Annotated in this window: 20 protein-coding genes; 7 read left to right on the forward strand and 13 right to left on the reverse strand. The window is 49.3% G+C overall.

The window, feature by feature from the left end; genetic code table 11:
• Window positions 1–272: 272 nt before the first annotated feature.
• Window positions 273–1,445 (forward strand): iron-containing alcohol dehydrogenase, encoded by a 1,173-nt coding sequence (locus tag FAY32_RS04195; RefSeq protein WP_143462210.1) that lies wholly within the window; start codon window positions 273–275, stop codon window positions 1,443–1,445.
• Window positions 1,446–2,355: 910 nt separating this feature from the next.
• Window positions 2,356–3,009: an HAD family hydrolase gene (locus tag FAY32_RS04200; RefSeq protein ID WP_143462211.1), complete on the forward strand. Its 654-nt coding sequence runs from the start codon at window positions 2,356–2,358 to the stop codon at window positions 3,007–3,009.
• A 259-nt stretch (window positions 3,010–3,268) separates the two neighbouring features.
• Here FAY32_RS04200 and FAY32_RS04205 read toward each other — a convergent pair whose 3' ends face one another.
• Window positions 3,269–3,895, reverse strand: a complete 627-nt coding sequence (locus FAY32_RS04205) for a GyrI-like domain-containing protein (RefSeq protein WP_143462212.1) — start codon at window positions 3,893–3,895, stop codon at window positions 3,269–3,271.
• A 215-nt stretch (window positions 3,896–4,110) separates the two neighbouring features.
• Entirely contained in the window at window positions 4,111–4,581 is a 471-nt protein-coding gene (locus tag FAY32_RS04210) for a GyrI-like domain-containing protein (RefSeq protein WP_143462213.1), read from the reverse strand.
• An 80-nt stretch (window positions 4,582–4,661) separates the two neighbouring features.
• Here FAY32_RS04210 and FAY32_RS04215 point away from each other — a divergent pair, with 80 nt between their 5' ends.
• Window positions 4,662–5,621 (forward strand): helix-turn-helix transcriptional regulator, encoded by a 960-nt coding sequence (locus FAY32_RS04215; protein WP_143462214.1) that lies wholly within the window; start codon window positions 4,662–4,664, stop codon window positions 5,619–5,621.
• A 141-nt stretch (window positions 5,622–5,762) separates the two neighbouring features.
• Window positions 5,763–6,557, forward strand: coding sequence for a hypothetical protein (locus tag FAY32_RS04220; RefSeq protein ID WP_143462215.1), 795 nt, complete (start codon window positions 5,763–5,765; stop codon window positions 6,555–6,557).
• A gap of 170 nt (window positions 6,558–6,727) precedes the next feature.
• Here FAY32_RS04220 and FAY32_RS04225 read toward each other — a convergent pair whose 3' ends face one another.
• The 8 genes from FAY32_RS04225 to FAY32_RS04260 form a co-directional block, all read right to left on the reverse strand.
• Entirely contained in the window at window positions 6,728–7,501 is a 774-nt protein-coding gene (locus FAY32_RS04225; protein WP_143462216.1) for an SDR family NAD(P)-dependent oxidoreductase, read from the reverse strand.
• A 12-nt stretch (window positions 7,502–7,513) separates the two neighbouring features.
• Window positions 7,514–8,050 (reverse strand): YbhB/YbcL family Raf kinase inhibitor-like protein, encoded by a 537-nt coding sequence (locus FAY32_RS04230; protein ID WP_143462217.1) that lies wholly within the window; start codon window positions 8,048–8,050, stop codon window positions 7,514–7,516.
• Window position 8,051: 1 nt separating this feature from the next.
• On the reverse strand, window positions 8,052–8,237 hold the full coding sequence (locus FAY32_RS04235) for a DUF6440 family protein (RefSeq protein ID WP_143462218.1): 186 nt from the start codon (window positions 8,235–8,237) through the stop codon (window positions 8,052–8,054).
• 690 nt (window positions 8,238–8,927) lie between these two features.
• On the reverse strand, window positions 8,928–10,289 hold the full coding sequence (locus tag FAY32_RS04240) for a sugar porter family MFS transporter (RefSeq protein ID WP_143462219.1): 1,362 nt from the start codon (window positions 10,287–10,289) through the stop codon (window positions 8,928–8,930).
• Between the two features lie 312 nt (window positions 10,290–10,601).
• Complete coding sequence (locus FAY32_RS04245) at window positions 10,602–11,273, reverse strand: ABC transporter ATP-binding protein (protein ID WP_143462220.1); 672 nt, start codon at window positions 11,271–11,273, stop codon at window positions 10,602–10,604.
• 3 nt (window positions 11,274–11,276) lie between these two features.
• Window positions 11,277–12,335, reverse strand: a complete 1,059-nt coding sequence (locus tag FAY32_RS04250; RefSeq protein WP_143462221.1) for an ABC transporter permease — start codon at window positions 12,333–12,335, stop codon at window positions 11,277–11,279.
• Window positions 12,335–12,850, reverse strand: coding sequence for a TetR/AcrR family transcriptional regulator (locus FAY32_RS04255; RefSeq protein WP_143462222.1), 516 nt, complete (start codon window positions 12,848–12,850; stop codon window positions 12,335–12,337). The genes FAY32_RS04250 and FAY32_RS04255 overlap by 1 nt, the downstream gene beginning before the upstream one ends.
• Window positions 12,851–13,631: 781 nt before the next feature.
• Complete coding sequence (locus FAY32_RS04260; RefSeq protein ID WP_225428281.1) at window positions 13,632–14,819, reverse strand: MFS transporter; 1,188 nt, start codon at window positions 14,817–14,819, stop codon at window positions 13,632–13,634.
• 531 nt (window positions 14,820–15,350) lie between these two features.
• Here FAY32_RS04260 and FAY32_RS04265 point away from each other — a divergent pair.
• From FAY32_RS04265 to FAY32_RS04275, 3 genes are read left to right on the forward strand one after another with little or no spacing between them, the layout of a single operon-like run.
• Entirely contained in the window at window positions 15,351–15,809 is a 459-nt protein-coding gene (locus FAY32_RS04265; RefSeq protein ID WP_225428282.1) for a YhcH/YjgK/YiaL family protein, read from the forward strand.
• Between the two features lie 13 nt (window positions 15,810–15,822).
• The gene (locus tag FAY32_RS04270) at window positions 15,823–17,070 is read left to right on the forward strand and encodes an MFS transporter (protein ID WP_143462224.1); all 1,248 of its coding nucleotides are present in this window, start codon (window positions 15,823–15,825) and stop codon (window positions 17,068–17,070) included.
• 24 nt (window positions 17,071–17,094) lie between these two features.
• Window positions 17,095–17,562: a YhcH/YjgK/YiaL family protein gene (locus FAY32_RS04275; RefSeq protein ID WP_143462225.1), complete on the forward strand. Its 468-nt coding sequence runs from the start codon at window positions 17,095–17,097 to the stop codon at window positions 17,560–17,562.
• A 161-nt stretch (window positions 17,563–17,723) separates the two neighbouring features.
• Here the strand turns inward: FAY32_RS04275 and FAY32_RS04280 are convergent, their stop codons facing one another.
• From FAY32_RS04280 to FAY32_RS04290, 3 genes are all read right to left on the reverse strand, one after another.
• Entirely contained in the window at window positions 17,724–18,044 is a 321-nt protein-coding gene (locus FAY32_RS04280; protein ID WP_143462226.1) for a type II toxin-antitoxin system PemK/MazF family toxin, read from the reverse strand.
• A 45-nt stretch (window positions 18,045–18,089) separates the two neighbouring features.
• Entirely contained in the window at window positions 18,090–18,293 is a 204-nt protein-coding gene (gene mazE, locus FAY32_RS04285; protein WP_143462227.1) for a type II toxin-antitoxin system PemI/MazE family antitoxin, read from the reverse strand.
• 902 nt (window positions 18,294–19,195) lie between these two features.
• Entirely contained in the window at window positions 19,196–19,927 is a 732-nt protein-coding gene (locus FAY32_RS04290; protein WP_143462228.1) for an L-ribulose-5-phosphate 4-epimerase, read from the reverse strand.
• Between the last annotated feature and the right edge of the window lie 309 nt (window positions 19,928–20,236).

The raw sequence follows: 20,236 nt of genomic DNA on the forward strand, positions 1-20,236 counted from the left end.
TTAAGCAGTTCGCTAACTTCCTCACTAAATCACCTAACCTACGAAAGAAATTGTGTCGACTTTCATTAACGATTTTTACCTTTTGAAAGCGATAATAAAATTTTCTTTGCCCAACAAAAATGCCGTCAAACCAGTGCTACTACCTAGTTTCCTCGGCCAACTAACAAACAATTCAACGAAACCGGTTGCAAACTGTAAATCTTTCGGTTATAATTGCTTTGTGAAATTGATACCAATGATTTTCAAAACTTCCGAAAGAAGGCATTTGTATAATGGCTGAACGTAGTTATGACTTTTTGATGCCCAGTGTCAACTTTTTTGGCCCTGGTGTAATTAACAAGATTGGTGAACGTGCAAAGATGTTAGGGATGAAGAAGCCCGTCATCGTCACCGATAAGTTCCTTGAAGGACTCAAGGATGGTGCCGTTGAACAAACTTTGAAATCCTTAGACGCCGCTGGTGTAGATTACGTTGTTTACAACAATGTTGAACCTAACCCTAAGATTCGGAATATTAAAGAAGTTAAGAAACTTTACGAAGAATCCGGTGCGGACTCCATCATTACTGTTGGTGGGGGCTCTGCTCATGATACTGGTAAAGGTGCCGGCATTATCTTGACGAACGGTGACGATATCACCAAATTAGCCGGGATCGAAACGCTCGACAAGGCTTTACCACCACTGATTGCCGTTAACACAACTGCTGGGACGGGTTCAGAATTGACTCGTCACGCCGTTATCACGAACGAAGAAACCCACTTGAAGTTCGTTGTTGTTTCATGGCGGAACATTCCGTTGGTTTCCTTCAACGACCCTACTTTGATGTTAGACGTTCCTAAGGGCTTAACTGCCGCTACTGGGATGGACGCCTTCGTTCAATCCATCGAACCTTACGTTTCCGTTGACCACAACCCAATCACCGACTCACAATGTATCGAAGCCATCAAGTTGATTGAAACTTCCTTACGTGAAGCCGTTGCTAACGGCCACAACTTGGACGCACGGACCAAGATGGTTGAAGCTGAAATGTTAGCCGGGATGGCCTTCAACAACGCCAACTTAGGTTACGTTCACGCCATGGCTCACCAATTGGGTGGTCAATACGATGCCCCACATGGTGTTTGCTGTGCTTTACTCTTGCCTTACGTTGAAGAATACAACATCATCGCTTGCCCAGAACGCTTTGCTGAATTAGCAAAGATCATGGGTGAAAACACCGATGGTTTGTCCACGCGTGACGCCGCTGAATTGTCCATCAAGGCCATGAAGCAAATGTCACAAGACGTTGGTATTCCTAAGTCAATCAAGGAAATCGGTGCTAAGCCTGAAGACTTTGAATTGATGGCTGAAAATGCGTTGAAGGATGGGAACGCCTTCTCTAACCCTCGTAAGGGGACTAAAGAAGATATCGTTAAGATCTTCCAAGCAGCCTACGACGCAAAGTAACCAATGGTGCTTGAGTCTTGAACCGCTGACGGCTTTAGCCAGTTAAGCGCGACAGCTCAGGCTACCCAATTTCAACAGCGTTGCCCTCATCAACGCTGTTCGCGCGCCATGACTACCTCATGCGCAACTCTACGGCCACTTGGTTACCCCCTCTTGGTCGCCAACTAAACTTAACCATAAACACCGGCCAATCGCAGTTGACTGCACAGCTACCCGATTGCTGGTGTTTAAAAAAGAAGGGACCATCTCTGCCAGAACGTGGAGATGGTCTCTTCGTACATACAACTAAGGGATGCAAGGTGAACTTCAAGATTCGTGCCGTTCAACTGGGCGCACTCCGGCTGCCAGGGATTCCGCCTGCTGTGGGGACGCTTCAGCCTGGAAGAACACCAGTCTTCTCGCTCGCTTTGAAGCCACGAAAACCACGTGTCTCCAAAGTCGCCCGTGCTGTAAGCTGGCTGAAAAAACGCCAGCTAACACCACTTTCACGGCCGGCTCCATCCCTGACCTCCTCCGGCGCTGACGGTGTTTTATCACGACAACAGTTGTCGGTCACGGATACCTGACATTTTCGGTCCAATTGATAACGATGAGCTGGCTGGAAACACCATTTAAGGGGAAGAGGACAGCAGATATGGGGCCAGATACATCATTCTACTTAGTCAGCAAGTACACTAATTATTGGCTTAGTAGAAAAGCAAGCTTGTCGGGCTCGTGACTTGCGCGACTTTAAGTTGTATTCGCATCAATTCCGCCCCTATCTGCCGACCGGTAAGGCGACTCAGCCATCGCGTTGCCTCGCTTTAATCTCAAGTTTATGTTTAGAATAGATATGATTGGTGTTTTGGTAGGTTCACCCTTTAGTAAATCAATCCATCACATCTTAATTTTCAAGAAGGGACTCACTCTTATGCAAAAATACTTAACCTTTGACTGCTATGGCACACTCCTACAGGAATCCGGGACCTACGATACGGTTGCCCAAGTGGCCCGTAAAATCGGCGTCGACCCCCAGCTGGCCCGTGACCGTTTCGTGACCTATCAGGCCGACCGAAATAACATGCACCCCTACGTGGACTATGATTTGTTGACTCGCAACAACCTGATTCATCTCGACTATCAGTTCGGCCTCAAGCACCAATTTGAACGCTACTACGTTGACGTCTTGACGGCCCACCGGAATCTAAAACCGTTCCCCGAGGTCATTCGGACACTGCAAGCGCTCCAACAACGCGACTACCACTTGATCATGATGTCCAATTCGTCGTGGGATATCATTCCGGCCAATGCCGCCGCTCTGCAGGTTCCCTTTGACATCTGGACCGCCGAGGACGTTCACGCCTACAAACCGGACCTGCACTTCTTCAAGACCGTTGCTGACCATTACGGCTTCACCCCCGAAAACCATTGGCACATCGCCGAAGGTTACGCCAGCGATATCGTCCCCGCCGACCAACTCGGCTGGAAATCCATCTGGATCAACCGCGGCAATGCGGCGCCAACCACACCGGCGACCCCTACTCATGCCGTCGCAACCTTGGACAAGGTCTTGGATTGGCTGTAAGTTGCTAGCACGCGTAGACTGCCAGTCAGTTTTAAATGCACCACTGCCAAATTGAAATTATTCACCGATATTTAAACGAGTCTGGGATAAAACTCCCAGACTCGTTTTGTGCGCCGAATATCTATGACTGAAACGTGGGACCAAAGGCAGTCAACTCCGCTTAACCCCGATAGACAAACAATCCAAGCCCGGGATTATTCGTCTATCGAAGCATCGTTCATGCTCATTGACTAACCGCCTTTTGTCCCACTCTCGTAGTCTAAAGTGGCGCCACGCGATATCGTAACACCGTCTTGGCCTTCTCCGGTGCCGTTCGCCGCGTATCAGTCAGGTAAATTTCACGGTGCCAATACTCACCCATGGTCGGGATAACCTTGAGCTGGTTTTCCTGTAACACCGTCTGAAGTTGCGCAAACGTCGCCGGTTCGTCATCGAAGGGACCGTGATGAATCGTCTGTAAGACTGGCCCCTCCGCATAAGTTTCCCATGTCAAATCGCCGAAATACGGATTGGTTTTCTTCTCCATGACCCGTTTCACAGCCGCCTGAAAGTCCGCTGCCGTTAACCGGTCGGGCTGCCGCAACATAATCTTGTACTGCAATGCGGCCTTATTCAGTGCCGGCCCACGTGACCCATCGCTGGTCGTCCAAACGCCTTCCAGCGGATACACCGTGTACTCATAGGGCGCGCCCAGTTCCCCGCGCTTCAAAGCCATGCGCAAGTCATAAGCCACTGGGTACAGGGCACCAATGTGCGTCGCAAAATCCGGCTGATTGGGGTCACCTTTCCCAGTGACCGTGATAAAATTCAATGCCGGTAACGTCAGTAACGTCGGCTTCTTGGGCAGATACCAGTCCTTTTCGGCTTTGCGCCATTCGTGTTTCATCCAATCCCTCCTTAACGTCTTTTATCCCAGTTTACCAAAAAATCGCTCCCCTTATTCGGTTAGCGATTTTTTTGTCATTTTTCTAAGGATTGAACCTACCAAAACCAGCTTGGACCGTCCTGCCCATCGCGTTTCAGTCCAAATTTGGCGAACGGTAAGGTAGCCAGTTTAGCCATGCGACATGCTACAGCTGTTGGCCAACTTTCAAACCGGAGTTACTTTTCAACTAAGGGGACCAACATCTCACCGTGAACGCCGGTTTCGTCTTGGCCAGTCACGTAGGAGGTGTTCGGCCCCCCGACGTAGGCATAATCCGTCAATTGGGGCAAAATCTCGCCAAACGCTGGGCCTTCGAGCGCATTGTACAGTCCCATTTGGTCGGCGGCCGTCCCAGTGATGACCAAATACTTGCCGGCGGGAAAGGCGATCAACCGTTGATCAGCGGTTGCAGCCGTATCGGCGCTGACCTGCCGCCCCGCATAATAGTGAAACTCACCGTTGATGGCCTCGTTGACGGCAAAGGGATAATCGTTGAGTCCCGTCAATTGGTCCAGTGCATGCTCGGCGTTGACCTTTTGCCAAAACGCGGCCTTCTGTTGTCCCATGGTAGAAAAATCCCCCGTTAAGACCGTACCCAAGCCTAAAACCGTAAACGCCGCTTTCGTTTCAATCGTGTAATCTGTCATATTGTGATAGCCTCCTTAAGCTGTTAGACTCAGTATAAGGACTAATAGTTTCAAAAACTGACACTGTTTGGAGGCATTCGATGACTAAAACAGCTCGGATCAATACCATGATGCGCTACATCAATAATCGACAATACTTTACCATTCATGAACTCATGACCCAGTTTCAGGTTTCCCGGAGCACAGTTATTCGTGACCTCAATAGCATTCAAGAACTGGGCATGCCATTAACCGCCAGTGTTGGCCGCGATGGTGGCTACGCTGTCATGCAGAACCAACTACTGCCAGCCGTTCAATTTAACAGTGAAGAGCTCAAGGCCCTCTTCGTGAGCTTTCTTGCTACGCTCAACACTCAGTTGCCCTACTTACAGAATCGCAATACGCTGACAGAAAAATTAGTGGCCATCGCTTCGCAGACCCAGCAAGACGACCTGTTGACCTTGCAGGAACTGCTGGTATTCAGTCATACGAATCCGGCCAATACCCGCTTGACCGAACTCACGGATTTTGCACCAGCAATGCTTAAAACGTTGCTGAACACTTGCTTGACTAGCCGCCAACTGCAACTCACGCTTGCCGCGGGGACACAAACCGTCTGGGTCCGCCACGTCTTTAACCGCCAAGATAATTGGGTCGTTGACGCCTGGGACCTCAGCAACCAGCAGTTTTGTGAAATCAAGATAGCCGACATTCAACAGGTCCGCCCCGTCTCCCGTGAGCAAACGTTGGACGTGGCCGCCATCACCGCTGCCATCAAAGCCGCTCGTCCGGCACCCAACGTCATCATTAAGCTGAACGCGCCGGCCATTCAACAATTCCGGCAACATCCCCACCCAACCACGCCGCTCCAATTTCTGGACCCGTTTCAGCAAACCGCCCGCCTCGAATGCTTTCTGGACGTACACCAACCGCAACAAGTTACTGACTTTAGCCATTGGTTCCTTTACTTGGGGAGTGACGCACAATTGACGGCCGCACCAACCGAACTGACAACCGCAATCCGCCAGGAAGCACGCGGCATTATCGACCAGTTGCCGTGACGTTTCACGTGGAATAATTCTGCTCATTCACTATAATATTTTTTGTTTCGGTCGTAGCTTCCACCTCACAAGTCTGCTACACTCAACTCAGGCGACACATTTGACTAATCAAGTGTTGCTTCCTTGAGGAGGAGTTTCCTATTGAAGAAATCAGTCATCACCGTTAAATTTTTCAGTCTCTGCTTGGTCATCAGCTTTTTAGTCACTGTCGGCTTCCCCCTAACAGCACGGGCAGACACTTGGAAAACCATTCAGTGGATCACCCTTACTGAAGATGTGACGGTCAACAAACTTAACAATTCCAGCCATAAGGTCGTCGGTCAATCGGTCGCCAAGTCCGGGAAGTACTACCTCCTGCGACGTGAAAAAAACGTCTGGGTCCTCCATTCGGGGAAGTATACGACCAATGCGACCTACACCTATGTCGTGAAGCGCAGTCCCAACGTTTTTCACTGGTACGCGCATGGTAAGCACCCCACGAAGCCCGCTAATTTTAAATTTGCTAAATTCAGTAAATTCTCAACTACCGCTTATCGTCCGGGTTATGCGGACATCTACATGGAGGGCTCCCAAAAGTTTTTCAGCGATGCGGCGCACAAGCAGTTGGCCTTCAAGGTAACTGACAATCTCCATCCCTTGCAGGTCAAGCAAAGTGCCACGTCCAGCAAGACACTAGACGTTTTATTCAACGGGAAAAGGGCACAGGTCACCCCCAAAAACAGGGACTCGCTGACCGTTAAGCCTTACAATTCAGAAAAACTCGACTATGAAACGGTGATTTCTCAGGTGCCACCATATTCAGCCAAGGCCGTCTTACCCAAGAATTTCAACATGAAGAAGATTACTTGGTGGGAGCAGGACGGTTGGCAAGACGGTGACGATGTCAGCACCGCCTATCGTTTGGTGCATGGTGGCTGGGTCTCTATTGGTTACTAACTGACAATTCGTCACATCAAAAATAACCCATCAAGGCGGAACAGGAGCTCCAACCTTGATGGATTATTAAATTTAATGACTACTCGTCGCTTTTCCTATGATCTGCATTCAAAAACGACTAACTCCGCACATACCCGAAGTTAGTCGTTTTTGAATGCCCGCGATTTAACCTACCGCAACAAGTACCCACCGTCGACTGGCAACATGACCCCAGTCACATAGTCTGACGCACTGCTGGCCAGAAAAACCATGGGTCCCATCAGATCCGCTGGCACTCCCCACTCACCGTTGGGAATGTGCCCCGCAATTTCTGGTCCCCGAACCGCGTCTTCCTGTAGCGGCTTGGTCATGTCCGTGCTGATATAGCCCGGCGCTAAACCATTGACCTGCACGTGATACGGCGCTAGCGCATCTGCATAGGACTTGGTCAGGCCAACCACCCCGTGCTTGCTAGCGGCATATGGAAAGATTCGTTTGCCAGCGCGGTACGACTGCATTGACCCAATGTTAATGATCTTCCCGTGGTGTTGGTCGGCCATGACCTTGGCGGCCGCGTGGGACAAGTAATAGGTCGCATTCAAATTGGTGTCGATCACCTTGCGCCAGTCCTCATCCTTAAAATCGAGAACGTCGTTGCGAATCTGAATCCCTGCATTATTGACCAGAATGTCCAACTGGCCAAATTCCTTGAGTGTTGCCGCGACCGCTTTCTCGGCAGCCCCCGGCACAGTGATATCTTGCTGGAGAAAACTAATGCGTCGCCCATAGCTTTCGACGATTTGCCGAATATCATCCCAACCGCGTTGCGAGTGGCTCACGACCATAATATCCGCGCCATATTCCGCTAACGCCATCGAATAGTACTTGCCCAGGCCGTGAGCGCCACCAGTAATCAGTGCCACTTGACCGTCTAATGAAAAGCTCTGTCGATCAAATTTTGTCATTGTTTTATGCTCCTATCTTCGCGTGTATTCAAGGTTCGCATGCGCCTGCTGACAGACGTGGCCCTCAATTGCGCGTAAAAACTCATTGTACAAATACCCATTTTGAAGCGGTAACACCACATCGAGGGCGTAAACGTCCAGCCGAAAAATATGCGTGCCCCCCTGTGGTCGCGGCCCCGTGTAATGCCGCGTGAGATCGTAGCCCTGCTGCCGAAATGCCGCTGGCTGGCGAATCGTATCGATAATATTTGCCATGCTATTGGTCCCCTGAACGAAGCTTTCAGCCTGACTCGCGGCGACCGGCACGACCACTGTGCTGTCCCGAACCGGTAAGTTGGCACCCAACCAGTGAATCCAGGAATAGCCCACGATGGGAATCGTATCGTGGTCGATGACGCTAAATGCCACCGTTTGCGCGGTCGCTGGTAAATCATTCACCGTAAACGGAAAGGAGCGCAAGTTGATACCGTCGATCAGCTGCGCGGCAGGTTGATTGATGCCATATTGGTCCGGCAAGGTCGGCAAGGCAAATGGAAACTGGATATCCATCTTAATCCGTCGCCTTCTTCAATAACGGCTTCCCGGCTTGATCAACCAATACCGTCATCCCCGACCCCAACGTCGAATACATCCCTAGTAGGTATTGCACCCCCGTCTCCTTGTCGGTAATGATCTGCACCTGCGTGGCGCCCTTCACCTTAGGGGTTTCCACTTCGAACCGCGTTTCCTTTGCCATCGTCAATTCCTCCTTAGAAATCACAACAATCCAATCGTTAGATAAGTTCAGTGTACCATTTTGACCAGCAAAAAAGCTCAGGTCACCACCCGAGCTTTGGTTTAATGCAATTTAATTATTGTGACTGAAGGTTGAAAACGGCCATCCCTGTTCTAACAATAATACTGGGCAACCTAGTGGTCCCTTTCGCCTTACCGGCCGGCAGATATGGGCTGGACCGGTGCGAACACAACTTGAAGCCTCGAAAGAGCCGAGTCTACAAGCTTGGTTTTCTACTAAGCCAGTAAGAAAATCACTTACTGACTAAGTAGAACGACGCGCCTGAGCCCATATCCGCCGACCTCTCGGCTTACATTGTTGTTCGCAGACAACACTGAAAATAACTGTAATCATCATTATCAAGTGAACCGAAAAATGTTAGATAACTGCAACTTACAGCCGTTGTCTTGATAAAACACCGTCAGCGCCGGAGGAGGCCAGGGATGGAGCCAGCCGTGAAAGTGAAGTTAGTTGGTGTTTCTCAGCCAGCTTACTTCACGGGCGCCTTTGGAGACACGTGGTTTTCGTCGCTTCAAAGCGAGCGAGAAGACTGGTGGTCTTCCAGTCTAAAGCGTCCCCACAGCAGGCGGAATCCCTGGCCGCCGCAGTGCGCCTAATTTAACGGTACAACTAATCGACGACAACAGTGCCTTATTTTGCCTGGTGCCGCAATTCCATTTCGATTTCTTCCAGTGACTTGCCCCGCGTTTCGGGAACCAAGTAGTGGACGAAGAACATGGACAATACGGCGAACACGGCAAAGACCGCGAATGGACCACCGACGTTGTTGTGGAAGTAGGCCAACATGACCAGGAAGAATTGTGACACCAAGAAATTCCCAATCCAGTTGGCAGCGGACCCAATCGACGACCCGATTCCCCGAACACTCAATGGGAAGATTTCCCCAATAGTGACCCAGGCAATTGGCCCCCAGGAAATGGCGAACCCGAAGATGTAAATCGCGATTAAAATCATCGTTGGAATCGCTGCTGCATGAATGTTGACGGTAAAGTTTAGAATTGCCAAAATTCCTAGTGAAACGGCCATGACGATCGACCCAAACATCAGGAAGGTCTTCCGATTGAACTTGTCCATGATAAACGTTGCCAAGACGGTCACCACGAAGTTCACGATTCCAATCCCAACGGAGATCCAGATAGCACTTCCCTCGGCAAAGCCAAACCCTTTAATGAAGACTTGGGGCAAGAAGTAAATGACCGAGTTGATCCCAACCAACTGTTGCAGCAACATGATTCCGACGGCAACGATCACGGCCGGCCGGGCAATCGTAAACAGTTCCTTGACGCCACCCTTAGGCTGATGGGCAACCATTTCGATATCGGTCAATTCCTTTTGGGGATCATCGGTCGTATTTTTACGTAACATCTTCAATACGCTCAAGGCTTCTTCAGTGTGACCCTTTTCAGCCAAGAAACGTGGTGATTCGGGAAGCATTAAGCCCCCAATCAGTAACATCGCAGCTGGGATCAACGCGGAACCCAACATCCACCGCCAGTCACGCACGCCCAACAGGTTGTGGTTCAAGAACCCCAGGTTGGACACGTACGCTAACAAGATCCCCAGCGTAATCATGAGTTGGAAGAGGGTGCCGAGTGAGCCCCGCCGTTCTGCAGGTGCCAATTCTGCCAAGTACGCTGGCGTCAATGCAGAAGCAGAACCCACGGCCAGACCTAAGATAATGCGGGCGATTACCATGGACCAGAAGCCCACAGCGACCATGGACAGTGAGGACCCCAGCAGGAACAGAATTGCGGCTATAATCAAGAGGCGTTTACGACCATAGCGGTCAGCTAACGGCCCCACGCCTAGCGCTCCGACGGACGATCCAATCAACACGGACGACGTGATGAACCCAGTCTGGGCAATATTCAGGTTAAAATTGTTTTCAATCAGTGGTGAGGCCCCAGAAATAATACCAGTATCAAATCCAAATAGGAGGCCTCCTAACGCACCAAATGTGAAAATAAAAAACGTACTTAAATGTCGATTCATGACTAATGTCCTCACCTTTCATAAATAATCAGCAGATATAAGATAACACTTGCGGCTTTCTATGTAAACGCTTACGATAGTGATTTAACAGCGTTTCTACCTAGTTAACCGTCAGAACTAGGTAGAAATCAGTCTATACCAATTTATGTAAAGAATGTGTAAAAACGTCCGAACCGTCATTCGGAAATCCAAGCTGTGTAGACCAATCACGTGATTAATTACACGTTCTGCCGGCCAAAAAAAATATAAAAAAATTCGTCGACGATTTCCGCCAACGAACCTGATTCGTGATTATCCTGAATGAACTCGTCTTTACGCCACCGTCATCTTACCATCCATGATCATGTAGGTCTTATCGGCAAACTCCTGTAGCCGCAAATCATGTGTCACCACCACGATGGCCTTGTTGTGCTGCTTGGCCAAGTCGCGCAGTAATTGCCCCACGACCTTGACCCGGTCACTGTCGAGCGCCGCGGTCGGTTCGTCGGCAAGAATGATATCTGGATTTTGATACAGTGCTCGCGCAATGGCGACCCGCTGCGTTTGCCCACCGGAAAGCTCGGCGGGAAACTGATTGACCAATTGACCGATTCCTAATTGGTCTAACAAGTCCGCCAACTCGGCCGCATTCAGGTTTCCCTGCGGTTTGACCCGGTCGACCAGCTTGAACTGATCCTTCACGGTGAGGTATGGCACCAGGTTGTAGGCTTGTAAAATAAAGCCAATTTGGTTGAGTCGTAGTGCATCCCGGTCCTTACCAGATAACTCCTGCAAGGTCTTGTTCTCCACGACGACCGAACCAGATGTGGGCGTCTGAATCCCCCCAGCAATCGTCAGGAAGGTACTCTTCCCTGACCCGGACGGTCCCAGAACCAGACTCACTTCACCGGCGCTGGCCTCGAAGCTGATATCGTGAAGCACGATCACTTCGTTGGTCGCATGGCCGAATTTTTTATTCACGTTGGTTAAGGTTAATGCTGGCATCACTTATCCTCCAATCACGCTGACGGGGTCAACGTTTAAAATAATCTTGACGGGAATCAGGGCACCAATCACGCCGGTCAACAGAATCCCAGCCGTGACACCGCCTAATAGTGGTAGGTTGAAGCTCATCGGGACCCCCGCGGGAAGTGCCAGTACGGTCGCTAGTGTCAGTGCAGTGCCAATCACCAGCCCCCCCACGACTAGTAGGAGCGCTTGGCTAATGGTCGTGGTGACCAGCACCTTGGCGGGAATTCCCTGCGCCCGCAACACCGCATAGTTCGGCAACTTTTGCATGGTTAAAATGTACAGGAAGACGGCGATTACGACCATCGCAATAATCATCAGAAAGGCGATCATGAAGGTAAACGTCGTGTTCTGCGCAGAATAGCCGGGGAGCTTGTTGATAAATTGACTCATACTCAGCGTGCTCAACCCATGTTGTGCCGAAAAGTTGGCATCGTTGGACACGATCCCGTTAGCTTTGTAATTGCTCGTCACGTGACTCAACGTTCGCCAAGTCCCTAGGGAACCATAAACCACCGGGGCGACGCTCATCTTCGCATTGTGCGTAAACCCAACGATGGTATATTGGCCACTAGTCGAATTTAGCGTGACCTTGTCGCCCAGCGCGTAGCCATTGTCCTTAAAGCTATCATCGACCATGATTTGATTGGCTTTGACCGGCTTATGGCCGTGTGTGACCTTGACCGTTTGATAGATAAATTGCTGGCGTGAAATCCCCAAAAACTGTGCAGATAGTTTAGCCTGCCCTTTGGCCTTTGCCACGACCCCCGCCTGCCCCAAGTAGGCTTCGTGTTTAGTCATGGCGACCTTGTTGGCCGTTGTGCTGGTAATCAACGATTGCGATATGCTGTCGTTGGCGTCCTTATCGAGGGCGACCCGGCTGGCATCCCACGATGAGATGGCCTGCGTGTTCTGTTGGGCCAGTCCATAAGCCAGACCACTCAGGACGAACACCAGGTACGTCACCAAGACGATCATGCCGATGATCAGCCCATACCGCAGCTTTTCGTGGCGAATTTCCTTTAAAGCTAAAAACATTAACGTTCCTCCTCTAACAGCAACAAGACTTGCTGAAAACGGGCTAGTGCTGCGTCTCTATCGGCAGGTTGCAGCATAATTTCTTTAATCGTGGCGTGGCTCAACGTCATCGCGGCCCAATCCGCAGCGGGCAACGTCACCGGTACCGGCCGTTCCGGCAGGAGGCTCTCGTTTTCGCTGTAGTGCCGACGAATCAACTGGTCGTACTGACTATTGGTGAAGTGATCGACAAATTGTTCGACCGCCTCATAGTAGGGTTGCGGCTGAAATTGCCCACTGGGGGTCACATCAAAGTCGCGGTGAATCTCCTGCATGGCCGTGTGATAGAGATATTGATAAGCATCAGTCAGGTCATCGAAATACTTGTAAAAGGCCCCCCGCGCGATTCCAGCGGCGGTCACGATCCGGGCCACCTGGGCATCGGCCAATCCGTGTTCGGAAAATTCAGTCAACAGGGCCGCGGTCACCCGTGTCCGTTTCTCAGCAGTTAAATGATCAAACGTGGTTGAAGGCATAAGCCGTCTCCTTTCGGTAACCCCAAATTTAAGTCGTTACGTTATCAAAGTGACACGATGTCACTTATGTACAAAAAGCAGTTTACCATTCAAGTGACACCGTGTCAACTCGAAGCAAAAATAAAATCGGCAATGCGGTTGTACTAGTTGCTCATTGCCGATCAATTATTAGTTTTTTAAGTTTCCAAGCATCGACCATGCCTGTTCCAGCAACAACACTGGGACTAAAATTGGACAACCTGGTGGTCCCTTTCGCCTTACCGGCCGGCAGATATGGGCTGGATCGGTGCGACGCGCCTGAGCCCATATCTGCCGACCTCCCGGCTTACATCGTATTCTCGGACGACACTGAGAATAATTATAACTGTCGCTATCATTTATCGCCCAAAGTATTAGGTAGCTGTGATTTACAGCTGTTATCGTGATAAAAGCCAACCAGCGCCGGAGGAGGCCAGGGATGGAGCCGGCCGTGAAGGTGAAGTTAGCTGGTGTTTCTCAGCCAGCTTACTTCACGGGCGACTTTGGAGACACGCGGTCTTCGTGGCTTCAAAGCGAGCGAGAAGACTGGTGTTCTTCCAGTCTGAAGCGTCCCCACAGCAGGTGGAATCCCTGGCAGCCGCAGTGCGCCCAATTTAGCCTAATTTAATGGCACGGATGCTTCCCAATACTAGGATGAGATTCGAATTTCATTTTCAGTTGGTTTAAGCTTTGTCAGGTATACTGACGAAATACTCTATGGTAGAAACGCGCCTGAGCCGGACCATTTTGAACAAGTCACCTTTTATTGCTCTACATTTAGATGCTCCGGTTCGCCAATCAGCAGGTGCCCAGCAATGGCGATGGCCAGAAAGACGACCGCCACGCCACACACACCGGTCCAGCCAGCGTGACTCCACGCCCAAGTCGCTGACAACGTCCCAATCGCCCCGCCGAGAAAGTAACTGAACATGAACACGGAATTGTTCCGACTACTCTCACGTCGATTCAACGACTGGACGATGGCCTGGTTGGAGACCTGACTGAACTGCGTCCCCAAATCCAGTAGGACGATGCCGACAATCAGGCCGAACAGCCAGTGACCTATCAGCCAAAAAATAACAAACGCCACACCAGAGAAAACCATGCCCAGTCCGACCGTCAATCGTGGTGAACGTTGGTCGACCAGGTTGCCGATCATCGGTGCGGCCAAGACCCCGGCAATCCCCAGTAGTCCTAGTAAGCCAGCCACATTACTGCCTAAATGGTATTGCGCCGCCAGGTAGAACGCCAGTGTCGACCAGAGGACGTTGGACATGCCAAACAGGCAGAACCCATTGATGGCCGAGCCCCGGAGCTCGCGTTGGGTCATGAACAATTTCGGCAACATTCCAATCACCTTTAAATAGTTCAGATCCTGATGCCCACGTGCATCGTGCGGCAGGCGGAAATGAACGATGGCCAGAAAAATCAGGTCAATCGCCGCCGCAATCAGGTAGATGTCCTGCCACGGCATCACACTTCCCAGCAGGCCACTGAACGACCGCGACAGTAGAATCCCCGTCAGCAAGCCACTGAGGACGATGCCCAAGACCTTCCCCCGCTGTAAATTGGGAGCCAGGTACCCGGCATAGGGAATAATAATCTGCGGCGCGACTGAGGTGATCCCGACCAGCGTCGTGGCGACCGCAAAGACGCCGGCATTGGGAGACCAGAATGCGAGTAACATGGAGAGAATCGATAACATCATCATAAATTGAATCAAATGATAGCGATCAAAGATATCGCCCAACGGGACAATCAGGAGCAGGCCAAACGCGTATCCCAGCTGCGTTAACATGGCCAACATCCCGACAACGGCCTTCGATAGGTTAAAGTCCGCCGCAATTAAGTTCTCGATGGGTTGAATAAAGTTCAAATTGGCCACGATGACCCCGGTCACCACAGCCATTAAAAGAATGGTACGACGCGATAATGCTGCTTGTGTCTTCACTGAAAAAACCTCCTCAAACCAGTGTAGCCTTTTTCACTGGGATTGAAAACCAGCCCGAAAATGGTAGCGGTTACGCTCTAAACTGAGCTTAAAGCGGATTCAAAACTACTGCGTGTTCTGGCAGTCATTTCCGCCCAGGCTCCCAGTCCCAGTCGAATTCGTCGCAATTTTTGAATTAATTGGTTAAATTAGGTTAACCGCCTAACCTGCCCGTAAATCAACGATAATTGGACTTGTGAATTTCAAAAATATTAATTTATTTAAGACCAGCGATTAATTTTAGAATGCAGACCAGCCGCCCTTTCTGGCCGATTTAAGCGTTATTTTAACGCCTTATACTTTGTGAAATTCCGGCAAAAGGGTTGCAAATATTTATGGAATCGTTTACAATTACCCTTGTAAAGTTAGTTAAGCGATTAACATGTTTTACCTTTAGTAACCGAACTATCCATAAACGCTTTAACCACAGCAATCATAGAACTGTTTTTTATTTACAAATTTTGTTAATCGCTTAACTACAGTCGAAAAGGAGTGAACGCATTGCTATTCGTAAATTTAGATTCATTCGATGCTCAGGACTACGAACGCGTTCAAGAGGCAGTTTCCTTCCTCAAGAACACGGATTTAACGGCAACTCCCCTGGGTCGCAGCCATCAAGATGGCGACAGATTCTACGTCCAAACATTGGAATACGAGACCGAGCCCATTGAGGATTTCGACTTTGAAATTCACAACAAGCGTCTGGACCTACACTACATCGTGGCCGGTGAGGAACGCATCGACGTTGCCCCCGACACGAACTACGTTGGCATCAGCGATTACAACGATGACCGCGACATTCAATACGTCCAACGGCCAACGGCTTTTAATCAAATTCTCCTGCACCAGGGTGACTTCGTTTTGATTGGCATGCACGAACCGCACCGGACCAACGGCCTCATCGAGCACCCCACTCACGTTAGAAAAATCGTTCTGAAATTAGGCAGATAAGGAGCTTCTCATCATGGATACTACTGCGACACATGGAAAATGGACCGGTCGCCAGATCATGGTCCTCGCCGGTATTTGGCTGGCGTTCTTAATTAGTTTCATCACTCGGCTGTCATGGGCAACCATCATGCCTTCAGCTATTGATTCCCTACATTTCACCGTTCAACAAGGGAATTCCTACTTAACCGCATTCTACATTGGGTACGCCATCACGGTGCTGCCTGGTGGGATGCTCGCCGATAAATTCGGTTACAAGAAGTTATTGCTCTCCGCCGTTGCCGGGAACTTGATCGTCATGGTTGCCATGGTCTTCATGCACGGTTACTGGGATGGGTTGGCTCTCCGGTTCGTCTTAGGGCTGGTCAGTGGTCCTGACTTATCCGCTTGTTTAGGGATTATCACCGAATGGTTCGATGGTAAGAAGCGGGCCACCGCAACTGGGATTTTCAACACGTGTACCTCATTTGGGTTGACCGTCATTAACTTGTACGCCCCAACAGTCATGGTCCACTATGGCTGGCGTGCTGCCTTGGGTGTGACTGCCCTCTTCCCACTGGCTGCTTTGATCTTCTCTTACTTCGCCTTAAAGGGCAATCCGCCATTCCCACAACAGTTTGGTGTTAAGGAAGCTAACGGGAAAATCGAACAAGAATCTTCAATGTCTCGTTTACGTAAAGCCATCAACAACCGTTCCGTTTGGATGTTAGCGATTACTGGTTTATTCGCTACTGGTGCCAAATGGGGCGTTACCAACTGGGCGAACCTCTTCATCGTGAAGAGCTTGAAGTTCAGTCTGGTTACTGCCGGAACTGCGATGTCCATCTTCGGGATCACGTCCGTTATCTCCATGGTCGTTGCTGGTTGGATCTCCGACCACTCTAAGTTATCTCGTCACATCTGGGCCGCTATCTTCATGGCCATCTTCACCCCAACCATTATTGGGTTCGCATTGACACCACATGGTAGTTTAGGTCTATTGTACTTCTGGACCGGTGCCATGGGGGTTGGGGCCTTCATGTTCAGTACCATCACCAACAACTTGTCCGTTGAAGTCGCACCTGCCGACCAACGGGGGACCGTTTCTGGGTTCATCAACGTCTTCAACCAAGTTGGGTCTTTCTTGGCCCCCGTCCTACTGGGCCAGTTGTTAGCTTCAACGGGTAGTTACGTGACGTCATACTTAACTATCTCAGTCTTCCCGATTGTCGCTGTGATCGCCTTACTCTTCGTACGTGAGTCCGACGCAGATAAAAACAAATAATTATACTAAAAGGAGAAATTACTCATGGAATTTGGATTAAGCAAGAGTCACCAACGCAACGAAAAGGTCGAAAAACGGATTCAAACTGCTTTGGACTGGTTAGACGCCCGTTCAACTGAAGAACTATTGGCAGAACCAATTGGCCCTAAGGTCATCGCTGACGGCGTTGAACTTCGTTTCCAAGAATACGACACCCGTGACTACGCTGAAATGACTTACGAAACCCACCGTGACCACATCGACATCCACTACATGATCAGTGGTGCTGAATGGGTTCGTTGGGCCGACGAAGGCACTGCTGAAGCCGTTAGTCCTTACGACCCAGAAGAAGAAATCCAACGCTTCGGTCACCCTGCTTTCCACAGTAAAGCCCTCCTGACTGACCGTCACTACGCTATCTTCGACCCATCCGACTTACATGCCGCTCATGGGATGGTCGATGGCGAGGTTGGTCACAACCACAAACTTTGCGTTAAGATCGCCATCAACTAAGGTTTTACTAGCGCTCCCCCTTTTTCACAGCGCACACCATTAAAAAGTCATCAATGACCCGAATTTGGTCGTTGATGACTTTTTTCGTGCGTTGGCATAGGACCAGTGTCCGCAGATTGGCCGCTACCGGTTGCCAGGGACGCCACTTGCTATTGAAGAGCCTAAAACGGAAAACCAAAGTTATAGTACACAATTTGCGCGGCTCGATAAAAATCTTCATCACGCATGGTTTCAATGTAATCGATTTGGCGATTAGCGTTAGCCGATGCATCAAATGAATAGACTTGCGCAGCCACAACTTGACCATGAATTTGGTAGCCGTCGCCCAAGGTCAGATAACCAGGTAAGTCCCTAATTGTAGATGTAATTGGGGCAACAATAACAAAACCCGTGCTCTGATTGTAAAGATCACTACTGAGCACAAGGGCCGGGCGACGTTTTTTAATTTTTCGGCCACGTTGTGGATCAAAATCAATCCAGATGAGATCTTTTGTTTAGGCACATATATGTCATTATTTTACTTCTCTTCAATTAACGTCAGGCCACTCCTCAGTCATGGACCTTGAATCTTTTTTTGAGGCGTATGGATTTTCCATTTTGGGGACTAACGTGAAGGATTCACCGTCCGTGGCAGGAATTAGTAGCCAACGTTGGCCTTTCTTAAAACGATCATCCTTTGGCAAACTCAGCGCTAAAGAGTTACCACGACTTACTGTTTTTACTTCCATCATGATAAAGTTCCTCCTTGTTAGTCACTAGAATAGACTGACACTTATTTCGTATTGAATCGTGATGACCTTTTACTCTTATATCTATTTCTGAGTATAAGAATAAAATCAACTGGTATATTAACAATCAAGATCCAAATCAGCGTGTATAAATCCCACCCGAATAGCGGTACATTAATCATAATCGTCACAAGTAAGAAAGCCACCAGCTCAAGCACTGGTTCATTAAACCACTTTCGATGACTGCCTGCCCTTTTTAAAAGACGGGGTCTTACCAGAAAGATCATAACGGATAGTAGTAATAACAAGCCAATTGTCTTTAACCACATTATTTTTGCCCCCTTACAAACATCATTAGATCAATTACAATTATTTTCTTGACTGGTCTTGATTAATGATATTCTCAGTATTCACAATTATCGTACTACTCAATTTTTTACAGCACTACTTACTGAGTACTGAACTTCTAACAGTTTCTGCATGTGCCCGAGGAGTTACAACCTTTCCTAGCATGGTAAAAACCGACATAACTTGACCTTAACAATAACCTTTTTTCAACAGATTACAATGCAATATACGGTGTAAATAATATCGGTAGCATTTTATAATTTGAGACTTATAGCCCTTAAACCATTTTTTATGTTTCAAGATTCGGCGGACACCAACATGTTCAAACTGAGATTATACTATCGCTCTTTTTGCTATTCTGTTGCAGCTATTATTTACCTTCAAAGGAACGGGATTGCTCTCAAAAAATGCATTTCAACGCTCAAAAGCCACTGCTTAAAAGTTGCCGAAAATTATTTGGATAAAAGTATAACGAAAAATGGTTCCTAGAAATCATGAACTGATCTCTAGGAACCATTTTCAATTACTGGAGCTCAAAATAAGTTCACACGTTAACTCTATTCGCGCGCCGCATGATCCTTAGACTTCGCGTTGTTTTGGCCGTAATAAGCGTTAGCCCCGTGCTTGCGCAGGTAATGCTTGTCCAGCAAGTATTGTGGCAATTCGCGGTTAGCCCGGGTCAATTGGGCCGTGTGGTAGTCTTCTTCAGCGACAACTTCGAGCACCTTGGCGTTGTAAACGGCCTTGTCAGGGGTTGGGCCCCAAGCGAAGGGACCATGTTGACTCACCAGAGCGGCAGGAACGGCTTCGTAGTCGATGCCCCGTTCGTTAAACGTCTTGACGATGGTCTTCCCCGTGTTACCTTCGTAGTCCTCTTCGATTTCCTCTTTGGTCAAAGCATCTGCGGCGGGTACATCCCCGTAGAACGTATCTGCATGCGTCGTGTTCATGGCCGGAATGTCCATCTTAGCTGCGGCAAAAGAAACAGCCCAAGGTGAGTGGGTGTGCACGATTCCCCCGATATTTGGAAAATGGTTGTACAGGTACGTGTGGGTTGGCGTATCGCTTGACGGGTTCATGTCGCCTTCAACGACCTTACCGTCCTTCACGTTCACAACGACCATGTCTTCTGGCTTTAAGTCGTTGTAGTCGACACCAGAAGGTTTGATGACGTACAAGCCCTTCTCCCGGTCGATACCGGAGACGTTGCCCCAAGTGAATGAGACCAGACCGAGTTGTGGTAAGCGCATGTTAGCGTCGTAGACTTCTTGTTTGAGTTTTTCAAGCATAGGTTGTTCGCTCCTTATTTTCTGTGTCTTGCTGGCGGTCGCTATGACCGGCAGAGATAGGTGTATTTTAGTCAAACTGGGTTGCGCTAGAAATCAGTTTATTCGTTGTTGATTTTCCAGCTGAAATCAACATGGGTAGAGACCGTGTGGCGACGAACAATTCCACATCTGATAACCTGTGATATCCACGCTTGTCATGGCAGAGATCAATCAGAGCCGGAGGAGGCCAGGGATGGAGCCAGCCGTGAAAATGGTGTTAACTGGCGCTTTTCCAGCCAGTTTACAGCATGGGCGACTTTGAAGACACAC

Origin of the sequence: Levilactobacillus enshiensis, assembly GCF_007115095.1 — a bacterium.
Classification (GTDB): Bacteria; Bacillota; Bacilli; order Lactobacillales; family Lactobacillaceae; genus Levilactobacillus; species Levilactobacillus enshiensis.